Annotated in this window: 21 protein-coding genes, 2 tRNA genes and 1 pseudogene; 12 read left to right on the top strand and 12 right to left on the bottom strand. The window is 60.7% G+C overall.

Annotated features, from left to right (window positions below; translation table 11 throughout):
- Positions 1-13: 13 nt before the first annotated feature.
- Genes FFI16_RS16770 through FFI16_RS16755 form a run of 4 tightly spaced genes read right to left on the bottom strand, consistent with a single transcriptional unit; the run spans position 14 to position 4141 of the window.
- On the bottom strand, positions 14-661 hold the full coding sequence (locus FFI16_RS16770; RefSeq protein WP_069788768.1) for a MotA/TolQ/ExbB proton channel family protein: 648 nt from the start codon (positions 659-661) through the stop codon (positions 14-16).
- 25 nt (positions 662-686) lie between these two features.
- Positions 687-2972, bottom strand: coding sequence for a TonB-dependent receptor (locus FFI16_RS16765; protein ID WP_138815997.1), 2286 nt, complete (start codon positions 2970-2972; stop codon positions 687-689).
- A gap of 24 nt (positions 2973-2996) precedes the next feature.
- Positions 2997-3731 carry an energy transducer TonB gene (locus FFI16_RS16760; RefSeq protein ID WP_138815996.1) on the bottom strand — a complete coding sequence of 245 codons (735 nt, stop codon included), beginning with the start codon at positions 3729-3731 and terminating at the stop codon, positions 2997-2999.
- 2 nt (positions 3732-3733) lie between these two features.
- Positions 3734-4141 (bottom strand): biopolymer transporter ExbD, encoded by a 408-nt coding sequence (locus FFI16_RS16755; protein ID WP_056859640.1) that lies wholly within the window; start codon positions 4139-4141, stop codon positions 3734-3736.
- Between the two features lie 190 nt (positions 4142-4331).
- On the opposite strand from FFI16_RS16755, the gene FFI16_RS16750 reads away from it, so the two are divergent.
- Both FFI16_RS16750 and FFI16_RS16745 read left to right on the top strand, forming a co-directional pair.
- Positions 4332-4886 carry a GNAT family N-acetyltransferase gene (locus FFI16_RS16750; RefSeq protein ID WP_138815995.1) on the top strand — a complete coding sequence of 185 codons (555 nt, stop codon included), beginning with the start codon at positions 4332-4334 and terminating at the stop codon, positions 4884-4886.
- On the top strand, positions 4883-6457 hold the full coding sequence (locus FFI16_RS16745; protein ID WP_138815994.1) for an alkaline phosphatase: 1575 nt from the start codon (positions 4883-4885) through the stop codon (positions 6455-6457). Before FFI16_RS16750 ends, FFI16_RS16745 begins: the two co-directional genes overlap by 4 nt.
- Here FFI16_RS16745 and FFI16_RS16740 read toward each other — a convergent pair.
- Positions 6454-7080: an alanyl-tRNA editing protein gene (locus tag FFI16_RS16740; protein ID WP_138815993.1), complete on the bottom strand. Its 627-nt coding sequence runs from the start codon at positions 7078-7080 to the stop codon at positions 6454-6456. The genes FFI16_RS16745 and FFI16_RS16740 overlap by 4 nt on opposite strands.
- A gap of 89 nt (positions 7081-7169) precedes the next feature.
- Here FFI16_RS16740 and FFI16_RS16735 point away from each other — a divergent pair, with 89 nt between their 5' ends.
- Positions 7170-8102 (top strand): LysR family transcriptional regulator, encoded by a 933-nt coding sequence (locus FFI16_RS16735; RefSeq protein ID WP_138815992.1) that lies wholly within the window; start codon positions 7170-7172, stop codon positions 8100-8102.
- A 129-nt stretch (positions 8103-8231) separates the two neighbouring features.
- Here FFI16_RS16735 and FFI16_RS16730 read toward each other — a convergent pair whose 3' ends face one another.
- Positions 8232-8639, bottom strand: coding sequence for a PA2817 family protein (locus FFI16_RS16730; protein WP_065931709.1), 408 nt, complete (start codon positions 8637-8639; stop codon positions 8232-8234).
- A 75-nt stretch (positions 8640-8714) separates the two neighbouring features.
- Positions 8715-11162 carry an acyl-CoA dehydrogenase gene (locus FFI16_RS16725; protein WP_058420152.1) on the bottom strand — a complete coding sequence of 816 codons (2448 nt, stop codon included), beginning with the start codon at positions 11160-11162 and terminating at the stop codon, positions 8715-8717.
- A gap of 178 nt (positions 11163-11340) precedes the next feature.
- On the opposite strand from FFI16_RS16725, the gene FFI16_RS16720 reads away from it, so the two are divergent.
- From FFI16_RS16720 to FFI16_RS16705, 4 genes are all read left to right on the top strand, one after another.
- Positions 11341-12000 carry a transglutaminase family protein gene (locus FFI16_RS16720; RefSeq protein WP_138815991.1) on the top strand — a complete coding sequence of 220 codons (660 nt, stop codon included), beginning with the start codon at positions 11341-11343 and terminating at the stop codon, positions 11998-12000.
- A gap of 56 nt (positions 12001-12056) precedes the next feature.
- On the top strand, positions 12057-12674 hold the full coding sequence (locus tag FFI16_RS16715) for a glutathione S-transferase family protein (RefSeq protein WP_138815990.1): 618 nt from the start codon (positions 12057-12059) through the stop codon (positions 12672-12674).
- 134 nt (positions 12675-12808) lie between these two features.
- Entirely contained in the window at positions 12809-13741 is a 933-nt protein-coding gene (locus tag FFI16_RS16710) for an ABC transporter ATP-binding protein (protein WP_138815989.1), read from the top strand.
- Entirely contained in the window at positions 13738-14517 is a 780-nt protein-coding gene (locus FFI16_RS16705) for an ABC transporter permease (protein ID WP_058420148.1), read from the top strand. Before FFI16_RS16710 ends, FFI16_RS16705 begins: the two co-directional genes overlap by 4 nt.
- Positions 14518-14650: 133 nt before the next feature.
- Here FFI16_RS16705 and FFI16_RS16700 read toward each other — a convergent pair whose 3' ends face one another.
- Positions 14651-15190: a TetR/AcrR family transcriptional regulator gene (locus FFI16_RS16700; RefSeq protein ID WP_138815988.1), complete on the bottom strand. Its 540-nt coding sequence runs from the start codon at positions 15188-15190 to the stop codon at positions 14651-14653.
- A 91-nt stretch (positions 15191-15281) separates the two neighbouring features.
- Between FFI16_RS16700 and FFI16_RS16695 the strand changes: the two genes are divergently transcribed.
- The 3 genes from FFI16_RS16695 (at position 15282) to FFI16_RS16685 (ending at position 19685) form a co-directional block, all read left to right on the top strand.
- Positions 15282-16472, top strand: coding sequence for an MFS transporter (locus tag FFI16_RS16695; protein ID WP_138815987.1), 1191 nt, complete (start codon positions 15282-15284; stop codon positions 16470-16472).
- 109 nt (positions 16473-16581) lie between these two features.
- Complete coding sequence (locus FFI16_RS16690; RefSeq protein WP_138815986.1) at positions 16582-17745, top strand: TDT family transporter; 1164 nt, start codon at positions 16582-16584, stop codon at positions 17743-17745.
- A gap of 65 nt (positions 17746-17810) precedes the next feature.
- On the top strand, positions 17811-19685 hold the full coding sequence (locus FFI16_RS16685) for an MFS transporter (RefSeq protein WP_138815985.1): 1875 nt from the start codon (positions 17811-17813) through the stop codon (positions 19683-19685).
- Between the two features lie 109 nt (positions 19686-19794).
- On the opposite strand, the gene sugE is transcribed toward FFI16_RS16685, so the two are convergent.
- The 3 genes from sugE to rdgC all read right to left on the bottom strand — a co-directional run bounded on the left by sugE (position 19795) and on the right by rdgC (position 22273).
- Positions 19795-20109, bottom strand: a complete 315-nt coding sequence (gene sugE / locus FFI16_RS16680; RefSeq protein WP_016970241.1) for a quaternary ammonium compound efflux SMR transporter SugE — start codon at positions 20107-20109, stop codon at positions 19795-19797.
- A 106-nt stretch (positions 20110-20215) separates the two neighbouring features.
- Complete coding sequence (locus tag FFI16_RS16675) at positions 20216-21181, bottom strand: bile acid:sodium symporter family protein (protein WP_138815984.1); 966 nt, start codon at positions 21179-21181, stop codon at positions 20216-20218.
- A gap of 171 nt (positions 21182-21352) precedes the next feature.
- Positions 21353-22273: a recombination-associated protein RdgC gene (rdgC, locus tag FFI16_RS16665; protein ID WP_003172886.1), complete on the bottom strand. Its 921-nt coding sequence runs from the start codon at positions 22271-22273 to the stop codon at positions 21353-21355.
- A 159-nt stretch (positions 22274-22432) separates the two neighbouring features.
- On the opposite strand from rdgC, the gene FFI16_RS16660 reads away from it, so the two are divergent.
- Together FFI16_RS16660 and FFI16_RS16655 are read left to right on the top strand one after the other, a co-directional pair.
- Positions 22433-22508, top strand: a tRNA-Val gene (locus tag FFI16_RS16660).
- Positions 22509-22527: 19 nt separating this feature from the next.
- Positions 22528-22604 (top strand) — tRNA-Asp (locus FFI16_RS16655).
- Positions 22605-22747: 143 nt separating this feature from the next.
- Here FFI16_RS16655 and FFI16_RS16650 read toward each other — a convergent pair.
- Positions 22748-25180 (bottom strand): annotated as a pseudogene (locus FFI16_RS16650) (TonB-dependent siderophore receptor).
- Positions 25181-25215: the final 35 nt, after the last annotated feature.

Here is a 25215-nt window from a genome sequence, read left to right as displayed (position 1 = left end):
CCCGCCCTGAAGGTTATGCCGTGCGGGTGTGCAACGGCGTCGGCACCAGGTGCGGCACTTCACCCTGAACACGGGCGCCGGTGGCCGCGCGGATCAGCAGGATTTTCAGCTGGTCGTTGATGCGCTCCAGGCTGTCCTGGAAGAAGTTGTGGAACACCACGCAGAACAGCGCAATGGCGATACCCAGGCCGGTGGCGAACAACGCCGTGCCGATACCACCAGAGATCTGGCCTGGGTCGGACACGCCGGCACTGGCCAGCGCCTTGAAGGTGTCGATGATGCCGAGGATGGTGCCCAGCAGGCCCAGCAATGGCGCGGCGGTGGTGATGGTCTCGATGATCCACAGGCTGCGCGACAGCGGCGCGCGGGTCTTGAGGTACTGGGTTTCGATTTCGTCGTCCAGGTCCTTGCGCGAACCGTTGGAGGCCTTCTGCGCCAGGATCGGCAGCACCATATTCAGGGGCAGGCTGTCGCGGCGGGTGAGGCTTTGCGGCAGGTCGCGCTCGCTGTGTACGTTGGCGCCGAGCACGTCGGTCAGGGCGCGGGCCTGGCGGCGTACGTAGGCGAAGTAGATGCCCCGTTCGATGGTGATGAAGATCGCGATCGCCATCGCGGCGTACATCACATAGAAGGTGATCTGGTGCAGCAGGTCCATGTCCATGAGTGTGTTCCTCTCAAGTGATTAATCAGAAATTCGCTTCCAGGGAAACCGTGACAGTACGGTCCAGGCCGACGATGTAAGCCGGGTCGCCATCGCGGAAACCGCTGTAGCTCGCCGCGTTGGTCTTGGTGGTGTACACGCCGTCGAGGTACTTCTTGTCGAACAGGTTGTCGACGTTCAGGCGCAGGGTGGCGTCCTTGACCACTTTCTTGTCCACGGGCAGGTAGATACCGGCGCCGAGGTTGAAAACGGTGCGCGCCGAGATGGCTTCGTCGTTGGTCAGGTCACCGTAGAGCTTGCTGGTGAACTTGCCGCCGAAAGTGCCGTAGAAGCGCCCGTCGTCGTAGCCGATGTTGGCTGCCAGCATGTTGGCCGGCACGTTGGCGAACTGCTTGCCGCTGGTGGGCAATACGATCGGTTTGCCGGCGCTGAAGACGGTCAGGTCATCCTGCTGCTTGGAGCTGGTGTAGGTGTAGGAGGTGTAGTAGTTGAAGTTGTGTGGCAGCTTGCCGCTCCACTCCAGTTCCAGGCCTTTGTTGATCACGGTGCCGGCGTTGATGTCGGCCGAATCACCGTTGCTGTCCAGGGACGTGAGCTGGCGGTTTTTGAACTGCATGTAGAACAGGGTGGCGGCGAGGGTCATGTCTTCGCCGGTGTAGCGCCAGCCCAGTTCCTGGTTCCAGCTCAGTTCCGGCTTGGAGTCCAGGGAACCCACGCCTTTGTCGTACAGCACGTAGTTCTGCGGGATACGCATGTTGCGCGAGAGGCTGTAGAACAACTGGTCACGCTCGTCGAGCTGGTATTTCAGACCGGCGTTGGGCAGCAGTTTGTTGTAGGTCTGGTTGGCCTTGCCCGGTTGTTCGGTGAGGCTGCCGTGGTTGGTGCCCTCACGCTCGACATTCATGTAGGCAAGGCCCGCGATCAGGGTCCAGTCCGAGTTGATGTACCAGGTGTCCTGGGCCCAGACTTTTTGCGCCGGGGTCACGGTGTAGCGGTCGCGACCTTGTACGGTGTTGCCGTTGGCGTCGACCACGGAGCTGGCGTCCGGCCAGGTGTCGCTGGGCTTGCCGCTGTTCTTGAGGGCAATGAACGGTTGGGTCTGGCTTTGGCGGGCGCGCTCGTACCAGTAGCCGAATTGCAGGCTGTGGTCGCCCAGGTCCCAGTTCAGTTTGGTGGTGATGCCCGGGCGCCAGGTCTGGGTGCGCGAAGGGCGGTAGTAGACGCCCGTCGTCGCGGAGCCGTCGGCGTTGTACTGGGCCTGCGTCGGCAGGTTGCCAAGGTCGAACACGCCGCCTTTGTTGGAGCCGCTGTTGAGCGCATAGGCGGAAGAGCCCACGCCGCTGCCGTTGCCGTAGTAGTAATACGGGATCACCGAGAGCGACAGGTTATCGCTCAGCTTGTACTGCGTGTTGAGCACGGCGGTGAAGGTCTGGAACGGGTTTTGTGCCAGGTCGTAATAGCTGCTGATCTTGCCGTTGGAGCCCAGCGCCGGCTTGGCCGGGTAGGGGTCATATTTGCGGCCGAACTGCTGGAACTGCGCCTTGGTCAATTGGCTGTAACTGTTGTTGTCCTGCTCGTGGTACTTGAGGATCAGGTTGGCGGTGTTGCCGTTGCCGGCGTCGAAAAAGCTGTTCCATTCCACCTTGTCCGCACGCACCGCGCCCGAACCGCGCCACATCTGGCCTTCGGTGTGGGAAGCCGACAGCCAGTTGCTCAGGCCGTTGACTTCACCGGTATTGAGGCGCGCAAAGGTCTTGCGGGTGGCGTTGCTGCCCACCACTTGTTTGACGAACGCACCGGTTTCCTTGGTCGGGCGGATCGTCACGATACCGATGTTGCCGCCACTGGAACCGATATGCGGGCCGTCGGCTTCCGACGAGCCCTGAGTGACGAAGATCTGGTCGATGTTTTCCGGGTCGCCGAGCAGGTTGGAGTACAGCGCGTAGTTGCCGGAGTCGTTGATCGGCATGCCATCCACCGACATACCGACCTGGTCGGAGTTCATGCCGCGCATGGTGAAGCGAAAGCCCGACAGGCCGGTGTTGTCCTCACTGGAGATGTTCAGGCCCGGCGTGTACTTGAGCTTGTCGATGGCGTTGCCGGTGGCGGTTTGCTTGTCCAGCGCTTCCTTGGTGATGGTCGAGCGGCCCTTGGCGCTCTCTTCCTGGACCATGTAACCGCCCCCCGCGGTCGCCTTGCCTCCCTGAACTCCGATCGTGCCGACGTCACTGTCGCTGGTAGCTGCCATGCCCACTCCGTGGGTCATGCTCGTCGCGGCAACGAGTGCCAGATGAATACGTGTGAACCTCATCACTGTCGTCCTGGTGTCGGGTGCTTATTGCACGCTGTAGTTGAAGGTGGCGGTGAAGCGTTGTTCGTTACGTCCACCGAAGGCTTGTTCGGGGAACGGCTTGACCTGCTTGATGCGGCGCAGGCTATTGGTAGCGGCCCGATTGAGCAGCATGCTCGGCGCCGGGGTCTGGATCCCGGCATCAAGCACGCGGCCTTGTCGATCCACCATCAACCAGACCACCACCTCGCCACTGGGGCGTTCGAGGGACGCCTGGCGCCCGGTGGGGTATTGCTTGTACGTGTCCAGCTCGTTGCGCAGTCCCTTGAGGTAACCGCCTTCCAGGGCCTGGCCATCCACTTTGGGCGGTGCCGGTGGCGCGGGCGGCGCAGGTGTCGGCGCGACAGGGGCCTGTACCGGCTTGGCCGCAACCGGTGCGACTGGCGCTGGCGCTGGCGTCGGTTTGGCCGCCATCACGGGCTTGGGTTTGGGCACCGGCTTGGGCTTGGGTTCAGGTTTTGGCAAGGGCTTGGGCGGCGGCGGCGGCGGGGCCGGTTCGGCCTCTTCGTCTTCGATCACCGGCGGTGGCGGCTCTTGCTCGACCACAGGCTCAGGAACCGCTTCGGGTTCGGGCTCGACCAGGGCCAGTTCGACCGCCGACTCGTCGTACTGCGGCTGGATTTTCAACGGTTGGGACTGGATACCCAGTGCAATCAGCACCAGGGCGATCAGGGCCGGGACACTGCCCAGCAGCTGACGCGCACGAAACAGTACATACATGATCAAGACTTACGCGTGGCAATGGACACGGAGGTAAAGCCACCCAGGCGCAGGGTGTCCATGACTTCCACCAGGCGCGAAACCTCTACTCCTTTGTCGCTGTTGACGATGATGGTCGACTTGGTATCAGGCTTCTCTGCGGCCTTCAGCGTCGGCACCAGAGCGTCGACCGTGAGGTCCTTGCCGTCGAGTTGCAGCTGGCCTTGCAGGCCCAGGGTCAGGATGAATTTATTCTGCGGCTTGAGTTGCTGCGAGCTGCTGGCGCTGGGCAATTGGGTCTTCATGCCGAGTGCCGGGATCACGTTCAAACTCACCAGTACGAAAAACACCAGGAGGAACATCATCACGTCGATCATGGGGATCAACTCGATATGTGCCTTGCGTTTCTTGGGTTCATCCCAGGTTCTCATTCTGTTACCCCGTCGTTGAATTAGGGGCGACACGCTAACAACCAAAAATGACCGAATGGTTAACTTTAATTGACGTTTTAAAGGCTCTAGGACGCGTCTTTCAGAGTTTTTACCTTGCACTTTTGTGACGTAATGCAATTGACACGAAGGCAGTACACTCTGGAAGAATTTACTTGAAGAGCTGCCGCGTATGCCCACTGCATTGCCTCAATTGTCGACCCCGCGACTGCTATTGCGGGCACTGGAAATGGACCAGGCCGAGGTGCTTTTCATGCTCGCCAACGGGCCGAAAGTTGCTGACAGCACGGCCAACATTCCGTCGCCCTATACCTTGGAAACTGCGCAGAGTTTTATTGCCGGGGCCGCCGACAAATATCGGGCGGGCGAGTTGTTGAACCTGGGGATGCATGTGCGTGAAACCGGTGAGTTGGTTGGCATGGTCAGCCTGCGCCTTAACGCTCGTCATCACGCAGGGCATTTGGGCGGCTGGGTTGCCGCGCATGCGCGTAACCTGGGGTATGCCGCTGAGGCGGCGAGCGCGATGATGGGCTTTGGCTTCACCGAGCTTGGGCTGCAGCGGGTAGGCAGCCAATGCTTTGGCCGTAACAAGGAGTCGGCGCGGGTCATGCAGAAAATCGGCCTGCGTTACGAGGGTTGCCTGCGTCAGGCGTTTCTCAAAAACGGGGTGTACGAAGACCTGCTGGGCTTTGCCACCGTGCGTGAGGACTGGGAGCGCGCGTTGTGAATGACGCAGTGGACCACGGCAGGCGGCGAGTCCTGACCGGGCTGGCGGTCGCTACAGCGTTTGCAATTCTCAGCCCGTTTGCGCGCAGTGCCGGGGTGGATTACCCGTTCACCCTCGGTGTGGCCTCGGGCGACCCGCTGCCGGATGGTTTTGTGATCTGGACGCGCCTGGCGCCGTTGTTCAATGCAGCCGATGGCAGCGGTGGGTTGAAGCGTGCGGTACCGGTGCGTTGGCGGGTGGCCAGCGATGCGGCGATGACGCGCATCGTGAAGCAGGGCGAAGTCTTGGCGACTGAGCGGTTCGCCCATTCGGTGCATGTTGAAGTGGCCGGGCTTACGGCGGGCCGGCCGTATTGGTACCAGTTCGAAGGCCTCGGCGCGCAGAGCCCGGTGGGCCAGGCACGTACCACGCCACCCTTGCAGGCGATGGCCTCGGCCCGGCTGGGGTTTGTTTCCTGCTCCCATTGGGAGCGCGGTTACTTCAGCGCCTATCGCCATTTAGCCGCAGAGCAACCCGACCTGGTGTTTTTTCTCGGGGACTACATTTACGACAGCTCTTACACGGCCGACTCGGGAAAAGTCTTTCGGTCCCACGGCAGCGGCAACGCCAAGAGCTTGCGCGACTACCGCAACCGCTACGCCCTGTACAAAACCGATCCGGACCTGCAAGCCCTGCACGCAGCCGCCCCCAGCGTCGCGACCTGGGATGACCACGAAGTGCAGAATGACTACGCCAACCGCTGGTCCCAGGACCCGAAGATTCCCGTGGCGCAATTTCTCCAGCAGCGGGCTGCGGCGTACCAGGCGTTTTACGAGCACATGCCGCTGCGCGCCAGCAGCGTGCCGAAGGGGCCGGACATGCGCATTTATCGGCGCCTGGACTATGGCCGACTGGCGCGTTTTCATGTGTTGGATGGGCGCCAGTATCGCTCCGAGCAACCCTGCATCCAGGCCAATGGCAGCCATCAGGGGCATATCGCCGCTAATACTTGCAGTGACCTGCGCGACCTCGGTCGCACCATGCTTGGCTGGCAACAAGAGGCCTGGCTGGACCAGGGCTTTGCCCAGTCGCAGGCGCAGTGGAATGTGATCGCCCAGGACTTGCTGGTGGCGCCCTTGATCCAGCGCGACCTGAGCAACCACAAGGTCGGCCACTGGACCGATGGCTGGGACGGCTACATGGCCAACCGTTCACGGATGCTGGCGTCCATCGAGCGTCACAAGGTCAGTAACCCGGTGTTCTGGGGCGGGGATATCCACTCGTTCTGGACCACCGACCTGCATGCCGACGCCAACAACCCAGACTCGCCAGTGATCGCCACTGAGTTCGTCGGCAGTTCGGTGACCTCCGATGGCCCGCCCTTTGAGGCGTTCAGCAAGATCCTGCCGCTTAATCCGCATGTGAAGTTTTTCGACAGTCGCCAGCGTGGGTATGTGTCGGTGGAGCTGGCGGCCCAGAAGATGCTGACGAATTTTCGGGTGATAACGGATCCGCGCGATCCCAACGCCACGGTGTCGACCCTCAAGTCGTTTGTGGTGGAGCCGGGGCGGGCGGGGGCGATTGCGGTTTAGTCGAGGCTGTAACGCACCGACAGCGCGCCTTTTTTCTCCGACAAGGCCAGGATAGTCACCTGGCCCAGCTCGCTCAGTGCCTGCACATGAGTGCCGCCGCAGGCGTAGGCGGGCAGTTCGCCGAAACCCACTTCACGGGCACCGTCTTCCAGGGTCATAAGGCGCGGGTAGTCGGCGGCGATCCATTGGTTGACCTGTTGCTGAATCGCCTCGGCGTCGATGGCCTGGGCCATGTCGCCGCGGATAAAGGTGATTTTGCATTCGCCCGGCCAATGGTGGGCCTTTATCGGCATCCATCCAAGGCTTTCTCCCGCATTGCCAATCAGGTGCCCGGCCGAATGCAGGCGCGTGTGCAGGGTACGGCGTTGTGCGTCGACCCGTGCGGTGACCGGGCCGGGCTCCAGAGGCTGGTCAACGTAATGCACCACTCGGTCGGCTTCCTGGGTGACGCGCAGCACCTGGCTGTCGCCAAGCCAGCCGGTGTCGAAGGGTTGCCCGCCGCCTTGGGGATGGAAAATAGTCGACTGCAAGGTGACGGCAAACAGACCTTCGTGCGGCGTGCAGCTCAGCACTTCAAGTTCGGCAGTCAGATGGTCGTGGGTGAAAAACAGGCGCTCGGTCATTATTTACATCCGCATCAGGGTTCTACGGGCAGTATAAATAGTGCGTGAATGGGTGATAATCCGTTCAATTATCAATGGACCTGTGCGTCATGAGCATCAATCTTCCTTTGCCACTGCTGGGTGAAATGGCGATTTTCGTCAAAGTCGTGGAGACCGGCAGTTTCTCCGAAGCGGCGCGACAACTGAGCGTTTCACCCTCGGCAGTGAGCCGCAGTATCTCGCGTCTCGAACAGGCCCTGGCCACGCGGTTGCTGCAACGCACTACGCGCAAATTGCGCCTGAGCGAAGGCGGTGAAGAGGTGTTCAAGCGTTGCCAGGAGATGGTCAACGCGGCGCGTTCGGTGATGGAGATCAGCGGCCAGTTCACCCATGAGGCCGAAGGCCTGGTGCGGGTCAGTGTACCCAAGGCAGTCGGGCGCTTTGTGGTGCACCCACATATGCCGGAGTTCTTGCGGCGCTATCCCAAGGTGGATGTGCAGTTGATCCTGGAGGACCGGCATGTAGATCTTATCGACGACAACGTGGACCTCAGCATCCGTATCACTGACAGCCCGCCGCCGGGCCTGGTCGGCCGCCAACTGTTGCTCATCGAGCATTTGCTGTGTGCCACGCCGCAGTACCTGGCCGAGCAGGGTACGCCTGAGCATCCCCATGATTTGCTGGAACACAGCTGCATTTACCTGGGGGAAACGCCGGGGGATTCACGCTGGAAGTTTCGCCAGGGCGCCAAGGCGGTGACCGTGGGCGTGCGCGGGCGCTACGCCGCGAACCATACCGGCGTGCGCCTGGATGCGGTGTTGCAGCATGTGGGGATTGGCAGCTTGCCGTACTTCACGGCGCGGCATGCGTTGGAGGCGGGGAGTTTGGTGCAGGTCTTGCCCGAGTGGGATTTTATTGCGTCCTACCATGGCGAGGCGTGGTTGCTGCATTCGCCTACACGGTATCTGCCACCGAAGTTGCGGGTGTTTATTGATTATCTGGTGGAGTGTATGGCGAAGGAGCCGACATTGCGCCGTCGGTAGGAATGCGGTCCAACTGTGGGAGCGGGCTTGCTCGCGAAAGCGGTGGATCAGTCAACTTCTTTCGCGACTGACACACCGCTTTCGCGAGCAAGCCCGCTCCCACATTTAGATCTCAGCGTTCTGAAAAACTCAGTGCTTGCTCTGATCCTGCGGCATGGCCAGCAGTTGCTTTTCCTGGTTCCAGTCGAACGGCTCATCGTTCTGTTCGGCTTCATAGCGACGTTCTTCCAGAGACTGGTACAGGTCCAGTTCTTCATCGGGCATGAAGTGCAGGCAATCACCGCCGAAGAACCACAGCAGGTCACGGGGCACCAAATGGGCGATTTGCGGGTAGCGCAGGATGACCTGGCTCATCAGGTCCTGGCCCAGGTATTGGCTCTCGATCGGGTCGATCGGCAGCAGGGCGCGCAATTCGTCGAAGCGCTCCAGGAACAGTGTATGGCTTTCCTCGGGCACCTGTTCGGCTTCGCCGACGGCAACCAGGATGCTGCGCAAGTGGTCGAGCAAGACGAGATGATCGGCAACGACGTTGGACACGAGATAAGTCCTCTAAAGCAAAAACGGGCGCGAGAGTATATAGCTCACGCGCCCGTTTTTATATGACCGCCTGACTCAGCGGATTTTACCCTCGGCCTGGGTCAGCTCTTCCTTGCTGAAATCATCCACATCGATCACCTTGCGGCGCGCGGCTTCGGCGTCGCGCAGGGTTTGCGCTTCGGCCGGTTGCAAGACGCCCGCGTGCAGCGCCGCGTCGATGGCATGCTCGCCGGCGGCCGGTTTGACCTGGCCGCTTTTGAGCGCCGTGTGGAGTTTTTTCTGCAAGGGGTGGCTGGCACCTAGCAGGTCGTAGGCGTGTTGCAGGGCGCCCACCGGATCTTCTGCCGATTGCGGGCGATAGCAACCCGCCAGCAACTCTTCCAGGGTCGGGTCGCCTTTGGCACGGCCAATCACCGCAGCCACTTCGGCGTCCAGCGCATCGGAAGGCCCGGTATGACGACGGCCGAACGGGAACACGATCACTCGCAGCAGGCAACCGAGGACCTTGTTCGGGAAGTTGCTCAGCAGTTCATCCAGCGCACGTTCCGATTCGCCAAGGCTTTCTTCCATGGCCCAGGCAAACAGCGGCTCCAGGTGATCCGGCGAGTCCAGGTCGTGATAACGCTTGAGCGCCGCCGAGGCCAGGTACATATGGCTCAGCACATCACCCAGGCGCGCCGACAGGCGTTCGCGGCGTTTCAGTTCGCCACCGAGCAGCATCATGCTCAAGTCGGCGAGCAGGGCGAACGCTGCGGCCTGGCGGTTCAATGCACGGAAATAACCCTGGCTGAGGCGGTTACCCGGGGCTTTCTCGAAGTGGCCGATGCCGAGGTTCAGCACCAACGTGCTGGCAGCGTTACTGACGGCGAAGCCGATATGTTGCATCAGCAGACCGTCAAATTCCTTGAGCGCCTGGTCATGGTCTTCACGGCCGGCCAGCGCCATTTCCTTGAGCACAAACGGGTGGCAGCGGATTGCGCCCTGGCCAAAGATCATCAGGTTGCGCGAGAGGATATTCGCGCCTTCCACCGTGATGAAGATCGGCGCGCCTTGCCAGTTGCGGCCCAGGTAGTTGTTGGGGCCCATGATGATGCCCTTGCCACCATGCACATCCATGGCGTGGCTGATGCATTCGCGGCCGCGCTCGGTGAGGTGGTACTTGAGGATCGCCGACAACACCGAGGGTTTTTCGCCGAGGTCGACGGCATTGGCGGTGAGCATGCGCGCGCTGTCCATCAGCCAGGCATTGCCGCCGATGCGCGCCAGTGCCTCCTGGATACCTTCAAAGGCCGACAGCGGCACGTTGAACTGCTCGCGCACCTGGGCGTACTGGCCGGTCACCAGGCTGGTGAACTTGGCCGCGCCGGTGCCGACCGCAGGCAGGGAGATCGAACGGCCGACCGACAGGCAGTTCATCAGCATCATCCAGCCCTTGCCGAGCATTTCCTGGCCACCGATAAGGAATTCCAGGGGGATGAACACGTCCTTGCCGGAGTTGGGGCCGTTCATGAAGGCGGCGCCCAGCGGCAGGTGGCGACGGCCGATTTCCACACCGGGCGTGTCGGTAGGGATCAGCGCCAGGCTGATGCCCAGGTCTTCTTCCTCACCCAGCAAGTGGTCCGGGTCATGGGCCTTGAAGGCCAGGCCCAGCAGGGTCGCGACCGGGCCAAGGGTGATGTAGCGTTTTTCCCAGTTCAGGCGCAGGCCAAGGGTTTCCTTGCCTTCCCATTCACCTTTGCAGATCACGCCGGTGTCGGGCATGGCGCCGGCGTCGGAGCCAGCCAGTGGGCCGGTCAGCGCGAAGCACGGAATATCGTCACCACGGGCCAGGCGTGGCAGGTAGTGGTTGCGTTGCTCGTCGGTGCCGTAATGCAGCAGCAGCTCGGCCGGGCCGAGGGAGTTGGGGACCATCACGGTGGAGGCGAGGTCGCCGCTGCGGGTGGCGAGTTTCATCGCGACCTGGGAGTGGGCATAGGCGGAGAAACCCTTGCCGCCATATTCCTTGGGAATGATCAGGGCGAAGAAACCGTGGGTCTTGATGTGCTCCCAGGCGGCGGGCGGCAGGTCCATGGCCTGGCCTATTTCCCAGTCGCTGACCATCGCGCAGAGTTCTTCGGTAGGGCCGTCGATAAACGCCTGTTCTTCTTCGGTCAGTTGCGCCTTGGGGTAGGCCAGCAACTTGTCCCAATCGGGGCGGCCACTGAACAGTTCGCCGTCCCACCACACGGTGCCGGCGTCAATGGCGTCGCGCTCGGTCTCGGACATCGGCGGCAGGACTTTCTGGAACCAGCTGAACAGCGGCTTGGTGAAGTATTGGCGGCGCAGGTCGGGCAGCAACAGGGGCACGGCCACGGCGGCGATCAGCACCCAGAAGATCACCAGCAGCCAACCCGGTGCATGGCTCCAGGCCCCCATCGCCAGCAGGTAGACGGCGACCACGCCCAGCGCGGGCAGGGGCGCGGTGCGGCGGTGTGCCAGGTAGGCAATGCCGACCACCAGAACCAGTATCCACAACAACAGCATATTCAATCCTCCGTGAAACCAAGGGCAAAACCACCATGGAGCTTAGTCGGCATCCGAAAAAGCGCGGTGGCGAGGGTGTAACGAGTTGTGCTGGCGCACGCCGACATTTGGCCGAATCGTCGTTATCTCTAGGGCCGACCTGTCGTTAGACTCAAGGCTTGCCTCGGAGATAAAGCTCATGGATACGTACTTGAATCCCAGCCGCTTCATCGATAGTGACCACCCTGCGGTGGTGGAGTTCGCCGAAAAACATCGCGGAACCCGCCCGGATTTAAGTGACCAGGCGGTCAGTCTCTACTTGGCCGTGCGTGAGGCGATTCGCTACAACCCGTACACCTTCAGCCGTGACCCGAATACCCTCAGTGCCAGCTTTGCCCTGGCCACTGGCGAGAGTTATTGCGTGCCCAAGGCCACCTTATTGGCCGCCTGTGCCCGCCATTGCGGGATCCCGGCGCGCATCGGCCTGGCGGATGTGCGCAATCATTTATCGACACCGCGCCTGCTCGCACTGCTCAAAAGTGATGTGTTCGCCATGCATGGCTATACCGAGTTGTACCTGCACGGACGCTGGGTCAAGGCCACGCCGGCGTTCAACAGCCAACTGTGCGAGTTGTTCGACGTGCCGCCGTTGGAGTTCGATGGGGTGAGCGACAGCGTGTTTCACGCCTTCAACCGCCAGGGCCGGCGCTCGATGGAGTATGTGCTGGACCACGGGCAGTTCAGCGATGTGCCCGAAGCGTTTTTCTTCGCGCATATCCGGCAGTGTTACCCTCATCTGTTTGCCGACGACATGCCGATCCTGCTGGGGGACATGCAGAGCGATTTAAGCCGCGCGTGAACCGGCGTATGCTGCTGCGTCCATCAAGCCATGTTCATCAACGATAAGGCGCGGTCATGCTGAAAATCTGGGGTCGTAAAAATTCATCAAACGTCAGGAAGGCACTGTGGTGCGCCGAGGAACTCGGCCTGGACTATGAGGCAATTGATGCGGGCGGGGCTTTTGGTGTGGTCGACACGCCGCAATACCGGGCACTGAACCCCAATGGTCGGGTGCCGATGATCGAAGACGGCGATTTTGTGTTGTGGGAATCCAACACCATCGTGCGTTATCTGTGCGCCAAGAACGCGTCGGAGTTTTACCCGAACGACCTGCAAGCCCGTGCCAGCGCCGAGAAGTGGATGGACTGGACCACGTCCACGCTCGCCGATCCGTTCAAGGCGGTGTTCTGGGGCATCCTGCGCACCCCGGCAGAAAAACAGAACTGGGACAGCATCAATGCCGGGCGCCAAGCCTGTATCGATGCGCTTAACACCGTCGACCAGGCCCTCGCCAAGCAACCCTACCTGTCCGGCGAGCATTTCGGCATGGGCGATATCCCTTTGGGCTGCTTTGCCTACGCCTGGTTCGAGATGCCCATCGAACGCCCGGCAATGCCCCATCTAGAGGCCTGGTACCAGCGCCTCAAAGACCGCCCGGCCTACCGCAAGGCCGTGATGACCGCGTTGACTTAATACTGACTATTAATACAGGTGACTGTACTTGTGCGACGCGGGCAAGCACCATGCTTGTCATGCGCCGCCGTTGAACTACGTGCGCTGCGCGCTCATCTACTCTTTCTATTCCCTTCTCTGGTGCGTAATCCGATATGAGTTCCGCTCTGTCCATCCGGCAGCTAACCAAAACCTACGGCAACGGTTTCCAGGCCCTGAGTGGTATCGATCTGGACGTTGCCGAAGGTGACTTCTTCGCCTTGCTCGGCCCCAACGGTGCCGGCAAATCCACCACCATCGGCATCCTCTCCACCCTGGTCAACAAAACCAGCGGCTCGGTGAATATCTTTGGCCATGACCTGGACAAATCCCCGGCGGCGCTCAAGCGCTCCATCGGCGTGGTGCCCCAGGAGTTCAACTTCAACCAGTTTGAAAAGACCTTCGACATCGTCGTGACCCAGGCCGGTTACTACGGCATCCCGGCGAAAATCGCCAAGGAACGCGCCGAGCAGTACTTGACTCAGTTGGGCCTGTGGGACAAGCGTGACGTGCCATCGCGTTCGTTGTCGGGTGGCATGAAGCGCCGCCTGATGATCGCCCGCGCGCTAGTGCATGAACCACGCCTGCTGATCCTCGATGAGCCGACCGCAGGTGTGGACATCGAGCTGCGCCGTTCGATGTGGACCTTCCTCACCGAGCTGAACGAGAAGGGCATCACCATCATCCTCACCACCCATTACCTGGAAGAGGCTGAGCAGCTGTGCCGCAACATCGGCATCATCGACCACGGCACCATCGTCGAGAACACCAGCATGCGCAACCTGCTGGGGCAGTTGCATGTGGAAACCTTCCTGCTGGACCTGAAAAACAACCTGTCGGTGGCACCGCAACTGCTCGGTTACCCAAGCCGCCTGGTCGATGGCCACACCCTGGAAGTCCAGGTGGACAAGGCCATGGGCATCACCGCGTTGTTCACCCAGTTGGCGGCCCAGAACATCGAAGTGCTGAGCCTGCGTAACAAAACCAATCGCCTTGAGGAGTTGTTCGTGTCCCTGGTGGAGAAAAATCTGGCGAAGGTGGCGGTATGAGCTCCGAACTGCAACCCAACCTCGTCGCACTGCAGACCATCGTTTACCGCGAAGTGAAGCGCTTTACCCGGATCTGGCCGCAGACCCTGCTGCCGCCGGCGATCACCATGGTCTTGTACTTCGTGATTTTCGGTAACCTGATCGGCCGCCAGATTGGCGACATGGGTGGCTTCACCTACATGGAGTACATCGTGCCGGGCCTGATCATGATGTCGGTGATCACCAACTCCTACGGCAACGTGGTCTCGAGCTTTTTCGGCAGCAAGTTTCAGCGCTCCATCGAAGAGCTGATGGTCTCGCCGGTGTCGCCGCACACCATCCTGATCGGCTACACCCTGGGTGGCGTGCTGCGCGGCTTGATGGTGGGGGTGATCGTGACCTTGCTGTCGCTGTTCTTCACCCACCTGCAGGTGCATCACTTGGGGGTCACCATTCTGGTGGTGGTACTGACCGCAACGATCTTCTCGCTGCTGGGTTTTATCAACGCCGTGTTTGCACGCAACTTCGATGATATTTCGATCATCCCGACGTTCGTGCTGACGCCGCTGACCTACCTGGGCGGGGTGTTCTACTCCATTACCTTGCTGCCGCCATTCTGGCAGACGGTGTCGCTGGCCAACCCGGTGTTGCACATGGTTAACGCCTTCCGTTACGGCATTCTGGGCGTGTCGGATATCAAGATCAGCGTGGCGATCACCTTCATGCTGGTGGCGACCGTGGTGCTGTATGTAGGATGCGCGCGGTTGCTGGTGAGTGGGCGCGGGATGCGTACCTAAGCAGCAGTCATACGCGGTCAAAATGTGGGAGCGGGCTTGCTCGTGAAGGCGGTGTGTCAGTCAACAAATCAGTCGACTGGCATATCGCCTTCGCGAGCAAGCCCGCTCCCACATTTGGTTTTGTGCAGGGGTTTTAACCTTTAAGTGCCAGCTCGATCAGTCCATGCAGCTCTTGCACCGTCAGCGGTTCGGTTGAGAACAAAATGCGAAACACCGTCGGCGCCGCCAGCAGGTTGATCAAGTGGTCCACGCTCGGCGGTGTGCTCTGTGGGTAGCGATCGATAATCGTCTGAAACTGCCCACTCAGAATGCTCACGCAATAACCCGGCGTGATCATGCTCTGCAGGTCACGCATCATGTTGCGCCCTGGCTCCGAGTTCATTTCATCCAGGTATTGCTCGGCCCAGGCCTGCAAGTCGCCGCGCAGGCTGCCGGTATTCGCCGGCTCGCTGTCGGGGCGCATGCGGGCCAGGGCCACATCGGCCAACAGCACCGATAAGTCGCCCCAGCGCCGGTAGATGGTCGAGGGCGTGACGCCCGCGCGCGTTGCAATCATCGGCACGGTAACGCTGGAGCGCTCGTGGGCTTCCAACAGTTCGCGCACTGCCGAATGCACCGATTCCTGGACCCGGGCACTGCGGCCTCCCGGGCGAAGGCCTTCTTTTATCGCCATGCATAAAACCTTAACACAAAGAATTTGCTTTAAGCGCGCACCGGTAGCACACTGCACAAAAGCAAAGTATTAGCTTTAGTGGAGTGTGCCCATGTCTCGCGTTATATCTCAGCGGTCCAGCCTGGCGTTCCTGGTCATCACGGTGTTGACCTTCCTCGCCGCGTCCAGCGCGCCGACGCCGCTGTATCAGGTGTATCAGGAAAACCTGCACTTCTCCGCGGCGATGCTCACGGTAATTTTCGGCGTGTACGCCGTCAGCCTGCTGGCGGCGTTGCTGACTGTGGGTTCGCTGTCGGATCACCTGGGGCGCAAGCCGGTGATTTTCGTCGCATTGCTGCTCAATATTGTGGCGATGGTGCTGTTTATCAATGCCGACAGCACCGCGCACCTGATTGCCGCCCGCGCGCTGCAGGGTTTCGCCACCGGCATGGCCACGGCGGTGCTGAGTGCGACCTTGCTCGACACTGACCGCGTGCGCGGCCCGATGCTTAATAGCCTGGCGCCGCTGTTGGGCATGGCCAGTGGTGGGCTGGGCAGCGGCCTGTTGGTCGAGTTCGCGCCGCGTCCTACCCAGTTGATTTACTTCACGCTGTTGGGGTTGATGGTGTTGCAGGCGGTGTATGTGTGGCGTCTGGCGGAAACCGTCAGCCGTATTCCGGGTGCCTTGAAGTCGCTGGCGCCGACCCTGCATGTGCCGCGGCAAGCGCGCCGGGCCTTATGGCTGGTGATGCCGCTGAATGTGGCGGTGTGGGCATTGGGCGGGTTCTTCTCATCCCTGGCGCCGTCGCTGGTCAAGGCTGCCACCGGTTCCACGTCGCACCTGATCGGCGGGGTCCTAGTAGCGGTGGTGACCTTGAGTGGTGCGGTGATGATCTACAGCGTGCGCGAGCGCCCGGCCGATAAAATCATGCGGCTGTCGGCAGGGCTGTTGGCTCTTGGCGTCGCGTTGCTGCTGGTAGCCGTGCACCTGGGTATTTTGTGGCTGTTCTTTGTCGCCAGTGTGATTGCAGGTTTCGGTTTTGGCGGCGGCTTCATGGGCAGTGTGCGCAGTATCGTCGGGCTGGCGTTACCCCATGAACGGGCCGGTTTGATGTCGGCGTTCTATGTCTTGAGCTACTTGGCGTTCTGTCTGCCGGCGCTGTTGGCGGGTTACCTGAGCCATGTTTACGGCCTTATCGTCACCACTGAAGGCTATGGGGCCGCGCTGATGCTGCTGGCCCTGAGTGCCTGGGTGGGTTTGGTCCTGCAGAACTCGGTGCGGACCAAGGCGGCGATAGAGTGATGCCATATATTGGTAAAGTAGATAACAGATAGAGATATTACCCGTTATATAGATATTCGATCAGGTTCTATGATGGCTTCAACCTCATGCGAGGAAGAGGATTACCATCATGACCTGCTCGACTACTACCAGTTGCAAACCCCACAGCTACAAACCCTTGAGTCATCTGACCCGCCCACGGGAAGTGATTCGCCAGTTCACCCCCAACTGGTTCGCCGCGACCATGGGCACCGGCGTGCTGGCCCTGGCCCTGGCGCAACTGCCATTCAGCCTGCCAGGTTTGCACGTCATTGCCGAAGGGCTGTGGTTGTTCACCATTGGCCTGTTTGTGCTGTTCAGCCTGTTGTACGCGGCACGTTGGGTGATGTTTTTCCACGAAGCGCGACGCATCTTCGGGCATTCCACCGTCTCGATGTTCTTCGGCACTATTCCCATGGGGCTGGCGACGATTCTCAACGGTTTGCTGCTGTTCGGTATGCCGCGTTGGGGCAGCGGAGTGATCCCGCTGGCTGAAGCCTTATGGTGGCTGGACGTGGCGATGGCCCTGGCTTGCGGCGTGCTCATCCCGTTCATGATGTTCACCCGCCAGGAACACAGCATCGACCAGATGACCGCCGTCTGGCTGTTGCCAGTGGTTGCCGCCGAAGTCGCCGCCGCCAGCGGTGGCCTGCTGGCGCCGCACTTGGCCGACGCCCATGCGCAACTGGTGATGCTGGTGACCAGCTACGTGCTGTGGGCGTTTTCCCTGCCGGTGGCGTTCAGCATCCTGACCATCCTGATGTTGCGCATGGCCCTGCATAAACTACCGCCTGCCAATATGGCCGCGTCGAGCTGGCTGGCCCTTGGCCCCATCGGCACCGGCGCGCTGGGCATGTTGCTGTTGGGCGGTGACGCACCGGCGATCTTCGCCGCCAATGGGTTGCCGGGTGTGGGCGAAATGGCCAATGGCCTCGGCGTGGTGGCCGGCATCACGCTGTGGGGCTTCGGTTTGTGGTGGATGCTGATCGCGGTGCTGATCACCCTGCGTTACCTGCGCGCCGGCATCCCGTTCAACCTCGGCTGGTGGGGGTTTACCTTCCCATTGGGAGTTTACGCGTTGGCCACGCTGAAGCTGGCGAGCCTGCTGCACCTGAGCTTTTTCAGCATCTTTGGCAGTGTGCTGGTGCTGGCACTGGCGCTGATGTGGCTGATCGTGGCCAAGCGCACCGTGCAGGGCGCCTATAAAGGTGAGCTTTTTGTTTCGCCATGCATTGCAGGACTAGCGAATAAGTAAGCGCGATTAGGTAAAGTCGTGGCCTGAGAAACTACACGCCTTCAGGCCACGCAGGAACACGGACGATGAGCCACCCCTCACAATTCACCTTGCTGCGCACACGGCGCTTTCTGCCGTTTTTCATCACCCAGTTACTGGGCGCGTTCAACGACAACATCTTCAAGCAATCGCTGATCCTGGCGATTCTCTACAAGCTCACCATCGAGGGCGACCGCTCCATCTGGGTCAACCTGTGCGCCTTATTGTTTATCCTGCCGTTCTTCCTGTTCTCGGCGCTGGCCGGGCAGTTTGGCGAGAAATTCAACAAGGACGCGCTGATCCGCGCGATCAAGATCGGCGAGATCGTGATCATGGCCGTGGGCGCCACGGGCTTTCTGTTCAACCACCTGGAGTTGATGCTGCTGGCGCTGTTTGCCATGGGCACGCATTCGGCGCTGTTCGGCCCGGTGAAATACTCGATCATGCCCCAGGCGCTGCACGACGATGAGCTGGTGGGCGGCAACGGGCTGGTGGAAATGGGCACGTTTCTGGCGATCCTGGCCGGCACCATTGGCGCCGGGATCATCATGTCGTCGAGCAATTACGCGCCGCTGGTGGCGGTGGCGATTGTCGGCGTGGCGGTGCTCGGCTACCTGGCCAGCCGCAGCATTCCGCGGGCGGCGGCGTCCACGCCCGAGCTGCGCCTGAACTGGAATATCTTCAGCGAATCCTGGGCGACCTTGCGCCTGGGCCTGGGGCAGACGCCGGCGGTGTCGCGCTCGATTGTCGGCAACTCGTGGTTCTGGTTTGTCGGTGCGATCTACCTGACGCAGATCCCGGCCTACGCCAAGGAATGGTTGTACGGCGATGAAACCGTGGTGACGCTGATCCTCACGGTGTTTTCGGTGGGCATCGCCGTTGGTTCGATGCTCTGCGAAAAGCTCTCTGGCCGTAAGGTCGAGATCGGCCTGGTGCCGTTTGGTTCGTTTGGCCTGACGGTATTCGGCCTGCTGCTGTGGTGGCACTCGGGCGGTTTCCCGCAATCGGCCCAGGAACATAGCTGGCTGGCGGTACTCAGTTACGGTCAGGCGTGGTGGGTGTTGTTCGATATCCTGGGTCTGGGTGTGTTCGGCGGCTTCTATATCGTGCCGCTCTACGCGTTGATCCAGTCGCGCACGGCCGAGAACGAGCGCGCGCGGGTCATCGCAGCCAACAATATTCTCAATGCGTTGTTCATGGTGGTCTCTGCCATCGTCTCGATCCTGTTGCTGAGCGTGGCCAAGCTGTCGATCCCGGAGCTGTTCCTGGTGGTATCGCTGCTCAATATTGCGGTCAACACCTACATCTTCAAAATCGTCCCCGAGTTCACCATGCGTTTCATGATCTGGCTGCTCAGCCATTCCATGTACCGCGTGGAGCATCGCAACCTGGAACGCATTCCCGATGAAGGCGCGGCGTTGCTGGTGTGCAACCATGTGTCGTTTGTCGATGCACTGTTGATTGGCGGCGCGGTGCGTCGGCCGATTCGCTTTGTCATGTACTACAAGATCTACCGTTTGCCGGTGCTCAACTTCATCTTCCGTACGGCCGGGGCGATTCCGATTGCCGGGCGCCATGAAGATATCCAGATCTACGAAAAGGCCTTCACACGAATTGCCCAGTACCTGAAGGAAGGGGAATTGGTGTGCATCTTCCCCGAAGGCAAGCTGACCGCCGATGGCGAGATGAATGAGTTCCGTGGCGGGCTCACGCGGATTCTGGAGGAGACCCCGGTGCAGGTGATTCCGATGGCGCTGCAAGGGTTGTGGGGGAGCTTTTTCAGTCGCGACCCGAACAAGGGGATCTTTCATCGGATCTGGTCGCGGGTGGTGTTGGTGGCGGGTGAGCCGGTTGCGCTGGAGGGCGCGACGCCTGAGCAGTTGCAGGCTGTGGTGAGTGTATTGCGGGGGAGTGTCAGGTAGCGCTGTACTGCATGCCCCGGCCCCTTCGCGAGCAAGCCCGCTCCCACATTTTGATCTGTGAACGCAGTCAGAATGTGGGAGCTGGCTTGCCTGCGATAGCGGTAGTGGCCTAAGTGCTGATCTTGAGCCCAACCAGCCCGCAAATAATCAAGGCCACACTCGCCAGCCTAAACAACGCCATCGACTCGCCAAACAGGATAATCCCAGCGATCACCGTGCCCACCGCACCCACACCGGTCCAGATGGCATAGGCGGTGCCCAACGGCAGCTCCTTCATGGCCAGGCCCAGCAGGCCGAGGCTGATGGCCATGGCGGCAATCGTCAGTGCTGTCGGCAGCGGCTTGCTGAAACCGTCGGTGTACTTCAGGCCGACCGCCCAGCCGACTTCAAACAGCCCGGCAAAAAACAGAATGATCCAGGACATGTTGATCTCCCCTCTATAGCTGGGGTCGTCCCCGGATTAAGCGCTTGAGAGCGTCGCGAGGTCGTCCTCGCGAAGCCCGGTAGCTTGCCGAAAATTGATCGGGTGATCAAGTTTGTGGCGTGTTCTCCAAGGCGCGGCGGTCTTCCTTTTCGCTCATTCTGCGAAAGTAAGTCGACAGCAATGCCCCGGAAATATTGTGCCACACGCTGAACAGTGCGCTCGGCACCGCCGCCAAGGGCGAAAAGTGCGCACTGGCTAATGCGGCGCCCAGCCCGGAGTTCTGCATGCCCACTTCCAGCGCCAGGGATTTTCGCTGCGCCAACGGCAGTTTGAACAGGCGGCCGGTGAAGTAGCCGAGCAGATAACCGAAGCTGTTGTGCAGCATCACCACGGCCATGATCAACAGGCCGGACTCGGCGATCTTCGCCTGGCTCGCCGCAACCACCGCCGCGACGATGATCACGATGCTCACCACCGACACCAGCGGCAATACGTCCACGGCATGGCGCACCCGGTCGCCCAATACGCGTTGCGCCACCACGCCCAGTACGATCGGCAGCAACACCACTTGCAGGATCGACCAGAACAACTCCATGAACGACACCGGTAGCCAGGCCGAGGCCAGCAGCCAGATCAACGCGGGCGTCAGCAGCGGGGCGAGGAGGGTGGTGACGGCGGCGATGGCCACCGACAGCGCCAGGTCGCCCCGCGCCAACCAGGTCATGACGTTGGACGAAGTGCCGCTTGGGCAGCACCCGACCAGGATCACGCCGACGGCAATTTCCGGCGGCAGGTGGAACGCCTGGCACAGCAGCCAGGCCACGCCCGGCATGATCACAAAATGCGCGACCACACCGAGAGCCACACGCCAGGGATGGCGGGCGACTTCGGCGAAGTCTTCCAGTTTCAAGGTCAGCCCCATGCCGAACATCACCAGGCCCAGCAGCGGCACGATGGCGCCTTTGAGGCCAATGAACCAGCCGGGCTCAAGGAAGGCGAGCACCGCGAAAATCAACACCCAGTAGGCGAAGGTATTGCCGACGAAGCGGCTCAAGGCGGCGAGTGCGCGCATGGAAGGATGTCCTTGTTATTAGTTAAGTTCGGTAGCGCTTGTCTGCTTGGAAACCCAATCAAATGTGGGAGCGGGCTTGCTCGCGAATGCGGTGTGTCAGTCAATGCATCGGGTGACTGATCCACCGCATTCGCGAGCAAGCCCGCTCCCACATTTTGATCTTTACATGGCTTAGATGCCCTGTGGGGTTTCTTCGCCGCCCAGTGCCTCAACCAGCGCCGGCAGGAACTCACCAAACGTCAGCATCATCAGGGTAAAGCTGGCATCCAGTTGGCCAAGTGCCTCGTCGCCGCCGTCCTGTTCAGCCTGATCCTGCAACAGGTCTTCGAACTTCAGGCGCTTGACGGTCATTTTGTCGTCGAGCATGAAGGACAACTTGTCCTGCCAGGCCAGGGACAGTTGCGTCACGACTTTGCCGGTGGTCAGGTGCAGTTGGATCTCTTCGCCGGTCAGGTCCTGGCGCTTGCAACGCACGATGCCGCCGTCTTCGTGGGTGTCGCGCAGTTCGCATTCGTCGAGGACGAAGAAGTCATCGGCCGGCTTCTGCGTAGTGACCCAGTCGGTCATGATCGCCGTTGGTGCGGTTTTAACCGTCAGCGGGCGTACCGGCAGGGTGCCGATCACTTCACGCAGAGTCGACAGCAAGTCTTCAGCGCGTTTCGGGCTGGCCGAGTTGACCAGGATCAGGCCTTGCTTCGGCGCAATGGCGGCGAAGGTCGACGAGCGACGGATAAAGGCGCGCGGCAGGAAGGCCTGGATGATTTCATCCTTGATCTGGTCGCGTTCCTTCTTATAGACCTTGCGCATTTGCTCGGCCTCGATCTCTTCGACTTTCTCTTTAAGCGCGTCACGCACCACGCTGCCCGGCAGGATGCGTTCTTCCTTGCGTGCAGCGATCAGCAGGAAGTCACCGCTGACATGCACCAGGGGGGCGTCTTCACCTTTACCAAAAGGCGCGACGAAACCGTAAGTGGTCAACTCCTGGCTTGCACACGGGCGTGCCAGTTTGGTGGCCATGGCCGCTTCCAACGCCTCGGCATCAACAGGCAGATCTTGGGTCAGGCGATAGATAAGCAGGTTCTTGAACCACATGGGGCGAGTCTCTCCTTTATACAAAGGGGGGCATTATTCTCTTGATCCGGGCTGAGGCCAACCCTGCCTAAGCCATTGGAAGGGCTGAAAAAAAAGATTTAAGAAAGTGCTTGCCAGACTTAAGGTCGCTCCGTAGAATGCGCGCCACACCGAAGCGAAGGGTGATTAGCTCAGCTGGGAGAGCGTCTGCCTTACAAGCAGAATGTCGGCGGTTCGATCCCGTCATCACCCACCATTCGTTTCAAGTGTTACGCGCAGCGGTAGTTCAGTCGGTTAGAATACCGGCCTGTCACGCCGGGGGTCGCGGGTTCGAGTCCCGTCCGCTGCGCCATATTCGGCAACCTGGAACACTGAACGCCAGGTCACCACAGAAAGCCCGCTCATTGAGCGGGCTTTTTGCTGTCCAGGGTTTGTAAAAGCCCAAAAACGCCGCCGATCATTTCCGATGATCGGCGGCGTTTTTTTAAGGGCTGATCAGAAATCCCAACGCGTTGTCACCATCACGTTGCGCGGCTCGCCATATGCGGCGGAGTTATAGAAGCCGATATTGGTGTAGTAGGACTTGTCGAAGATATTGTTGAGGTTCAGCGTCGCCGACACGTTCTTGGTGACCTGGTAGCGGGTCATCAGGTCCACCAGCCAATAAGCGTCCTGGGAAAACTCTTCATAGCCTTTGTGCGGGTTGTTGTAGATGTCCTGCCAGCCCACGCTCTGCCAACGCACACCGCCGCCGACGGTCAGCTTGTCCAGGTTGCCCTTGAGTTTATAGGTGGTGTACAGCTTGACCTGGTCTTCGGGCTCGAAGGTTGAAATCTTCACGTCCTTGTCATCGCGCACGACCTTGTGGGTGTACCCGGCCTGCAACTGCCAGCCTGGGGCGATCTCGCCGGACACTTCCACTTCGTAGCCTTTGGTTACCGCCTTGCTGCTTTTATAAGCGTAGTTGGACGGTATCGGCGTCTGGTTGTTGTACTCGTCGTCGGAGAGTGCACGGTTGGATTCGTGGATTTCAAAGTAGGCGGCGCTGGCGTTGAGGCGGCCGTCGAGGAAGTCGGCTTTGAGGCCAAATTCCCAGTTCTGGCCCTCGTCCGGTTCAAGCAGTTTGTTCTCGCGGTCGCGGTTGTAGTTTTCCTGCGGCATGAAGATATCGGTGTAGCTGGCGTACACCGAATAGGTGTCGTTCAGGTCATAAATAGCGCCCACATACGGCACGAATCGCCCGGACTCGCGGTAGCTCGGGTTGTTGCCGGTGACCTGGTAGTTGACCACGCGCCCGCCCAGCAACAGCTTGAGGTCGTCGGCGAGGTTCAAGCGCGTGGTGACATAGGCGCCGGTCTGGCGCACGGTGTCGTCGATCAGTGATTGCGCGCTGCCCCAATCCGGCAGCGTGGCGTGGCCGCGCCAGTGGTTGAAGTCGACGGTATTGGGGGCCAGGTTCCAGTAACCCTTGCCTTTCCACTGCGATGCGCTGATGGAGCCGCCCAGTACCAATTCATGCTCGCGACCGCCGAGGCTGAACGGGCCGCTCACATACAGGTCGGCCGAGTCGCTGACAGTGTCACCGGCGTATTTGCCGGAGGTGAGGTTCGCCGTGCCGTCGGGCTGTGGCTGGTCGCCCTGAATCGAACCCATCAGCGCGTGGTAACCATTGATCTTGTGATCGAGTTGCAGCTTGCCGACCCATCCATTACCCAGGTCATGTTCCAGCATGGCGAACACGGTGCGGGTGTATTGCTCCCAACTGCTCCAGTTGGCGGCGTTGTTGAACGAGCGCTTGACGCTGTTGCGCTCGCCCTGGGAGTTGATCAGCGGGAAGCTGCCGGACCACGACGAGGCCGTCGGCAACGTGTCCTGATAATCGCCGCCCACGGTCAGCAGGGTGTCGGGTGACAGGTCGAACTCCATGATGCCGTAGTACGTCGGGCTCTTGCGCGAGTAGCGGTCCATGAACGAGCGCTTGTCTTGATAGGCCGCGACGGCCCGGCCGCGCACATTGCCGCTGTCGGTCATCGGGCCGCTTACGTCCAGTTCGCTGCGGTAGTTGTCCCACGAGCCGGCACCGAGGGTGGCGTGGCCCTGGAAATCGGCGGTGGGTTTCTTGCGCACCAGGTTGATCGTTGCCCCCAGTGAACCGGCACCGGTGAGCAGGCCGGTGGCGCCTTTGAGCACTTCCACACGGTCGTAGATCGCCATGTCGCTGAGGGTATTGCCCGCCGAGTAGGCGACGTTGCGCGCGGTCGAAGGAATGCCGTCGTACTGGAAGTTATTGATCGAAAACCCGCGCGCGTAGTAGTTGCTGCGCTCGGTGTCGAACGCCGACACAGTGATGCCTGGGGTATGGCGCATCACGTCGTCGACGTTGTTCAGGCCAAAGTCATCCATGTGCTGGCGGGTGACCACACTCACCTATTGCGGGGTTTGTTTGGGCGTCAGTATCAATCGCGTGGAGGTGGCGATCGTACCGGGCGTGTAGGAGCCGGTGCCTTCGGTGACGTTACCCAGTTGGGTGGCCGTCACCTCGGTGGGGCCTAGTTCCATGCTGCCGCTGCTGGCCGTCGCAATGGCCTGCAGCGCGTACCCCTGCGCACCTTTAACGGCGCGATAGCCACTGCCTTGCAGCAACCGATCAAAGCCGTCCTGGGTGGCAAAGTTGCCCTGCAAACCAGGGCTTTGCAGGCCTTCAAGTGCCTGGGGCTGGAACACAATTGCCACGCCAGCCTGCTGGGCAAAGCGGTTGAGCGAAGTGCCCAGCGGCCCGGCGGGTATGTTGTAGGTTTGGGCGGCGACGTTGACCGTGTCCGCCTGTGCCAGATGAGTGCTCAGGGTGGTCGCGGCAAATATAGCCAGGGAAAGCGGCGCACTTTTCAGCAGGCCAAAGCGCCCGCGTGGGTCAGAAGGGGTGTGCATGGTCAGGGCAATCCTTTACGTGTCGAATTACCTTG

Source organism: Pseudomonas sp. KBS0710, from assembly GCF_005938045.2.
In the GTDB taxonomy this organism is placed as follows: domain Bacteria; phylum Pseudomonadota; class Gammaproteobacteria; order Pseudomonadales; family Pseudomonadaceae; genus Aquipseudomonas.
The sequence above is the reverse complement of the archived record's forward strand: the minus strand, read 5'-3'. Positions and strand labels throughout refer to the sequence as shown.

Excerpts from the sequence above, each read along its gene's own strand:
- FFI16_RS16750 (WP_138815995.1), top strand. The coding sequence starts at position 4,332 with ATGCCCACTGCATTGCCTCAATTGTCGACCCCGCGACTGCTATTGCGG.
- FFI16_RS16710 (WP_138815989.1), top strand. The coding sequence starts at position 12,809 with ATGAGTTCCGCTCTGTCCATCCGGCAGCTAACCAAAACCTACGGCAAC.
- FFI16_RS16735 (WP_138815992.1), top strand. The coding sequence starts at position 7,170 with ATGAGCATCAATCTTCCTTTGCCACTGCTGGGTGAAATGGCGATTTTC.
- FFI16_RS16715 (WP_138815990.1), top strand. The coding sequence starts at position 12,057 with ATGCTGAAAATCTGGGGTCGTAAAAATTCATCAAACGTCAGGAAGGCA.
- FFI16_RS16695 (WP_138815987.1), top strand. The coding sequence starts at position 15,282 with ATGTCTCGCGTTATATCTCAGCGGTCCAGCCTGGCGTTCCTGGTCATC.
- FFI16_RS16755 (WP_056859640.1), bottom strand. The coding sequence starts at position 4,141 with ATGAGAACCTGGGATGAACCCAAGAAACGCAAGGCACATATCGAGTTG.
- FFI16_RS16690 (WP_138815986.1), top strand. The coding sequence starts at position 16,582 with ATGACCTGCTCGACTACTACCAGTTGCAAACCCCACAGCTACAAACCC.
- FFI16_RS16720 (WP_138815991.1), top strand. The coding sequence starts at position 11,341 with ATGGATACGTACTTGAATCCCAGCCGCTTCATCGATAGTGACCACCCT.
- FFI16_RS16765 (WP_138815997.1), bottom strand. The coding sequence starts at position 2,972 with ATGAGGTTCACACGTATTCATCTGGCACTCGTTGCCGCGACGAGCATG.
- FFI16_RS16725 (WP_058420152.1), bottom strand. The coding sequence starts at position 11,162 with ATGCTGTTGTTGTGGATACTGGTTCTGGTGGTCGGCATTGCCTACCTG.
- FFI16_RS16700 (WP_138815988.1), bottom strand. The coding sequence starts at position 15,190 with ATGGCGATAAAAGAAGGCCTTCGCCCGGGAGGCCGCAGTGCCCGGGTC.
- FFI16_RS16705 (WP_058420148.1), top strand. The coding sequence starts at position 13,738 with ATGAGCTCCGAACTGCAACCCAACCTCGTCGCACTGCAGACCATCGTT.
- sugE (WP_016970241.1), bottom strand. The coding sequence starts at position 20,109 with ATGTCCTGGATCATTCTGTTTTTTGCCGGGCTGTTTGAAGTCGGCTGG.
- FFI16_RS16685 (WP_138815985.1), top strand. The coding sequence starts at position 17,811 with ATGAGCCACCCCTCACAATTCACCTTGCTGCGCACACGGCGCTTTCTG.
- FFI16_RS16675 (WP_138815984.1), bottom strand. The coding sequence starts at position 21,181 with ATGCGCGCACTCGCCGCCTTGAGCCGCTTCGTCGGCAATACCTTCGCC.
- rdgC (WP_003172886.1), bottom strand. The coding sequence starts at position 22,273 with ATGTGGTTCAAGAACCTGCTTATCTATCGCCTGACCCAAGATCTGCCT.
- FFI16_RS16770 (WP_069788768.1), bottom strand. The coding sequence starts at position 661 with ATGGACATGGACCTGCTGCACCAGATCACCTTCTATGTGATGTACGCC.
- FFI16_RS16760 (WP_138815996.1), bottom strand. The coding sequence starts at position 3,731 with ATGTATGTACTGTTTCGTGCGCGTCAGCTGCTGGGCAGTGTCCCGGCC.
- FFI16_RS16740 (WP_138815993.1), bottom strand. The coding sequence starts at position 7,080 with ATGACCGAGCGCCTGTTTTTCACCCACGACCATCTGACTGCCGAACTT.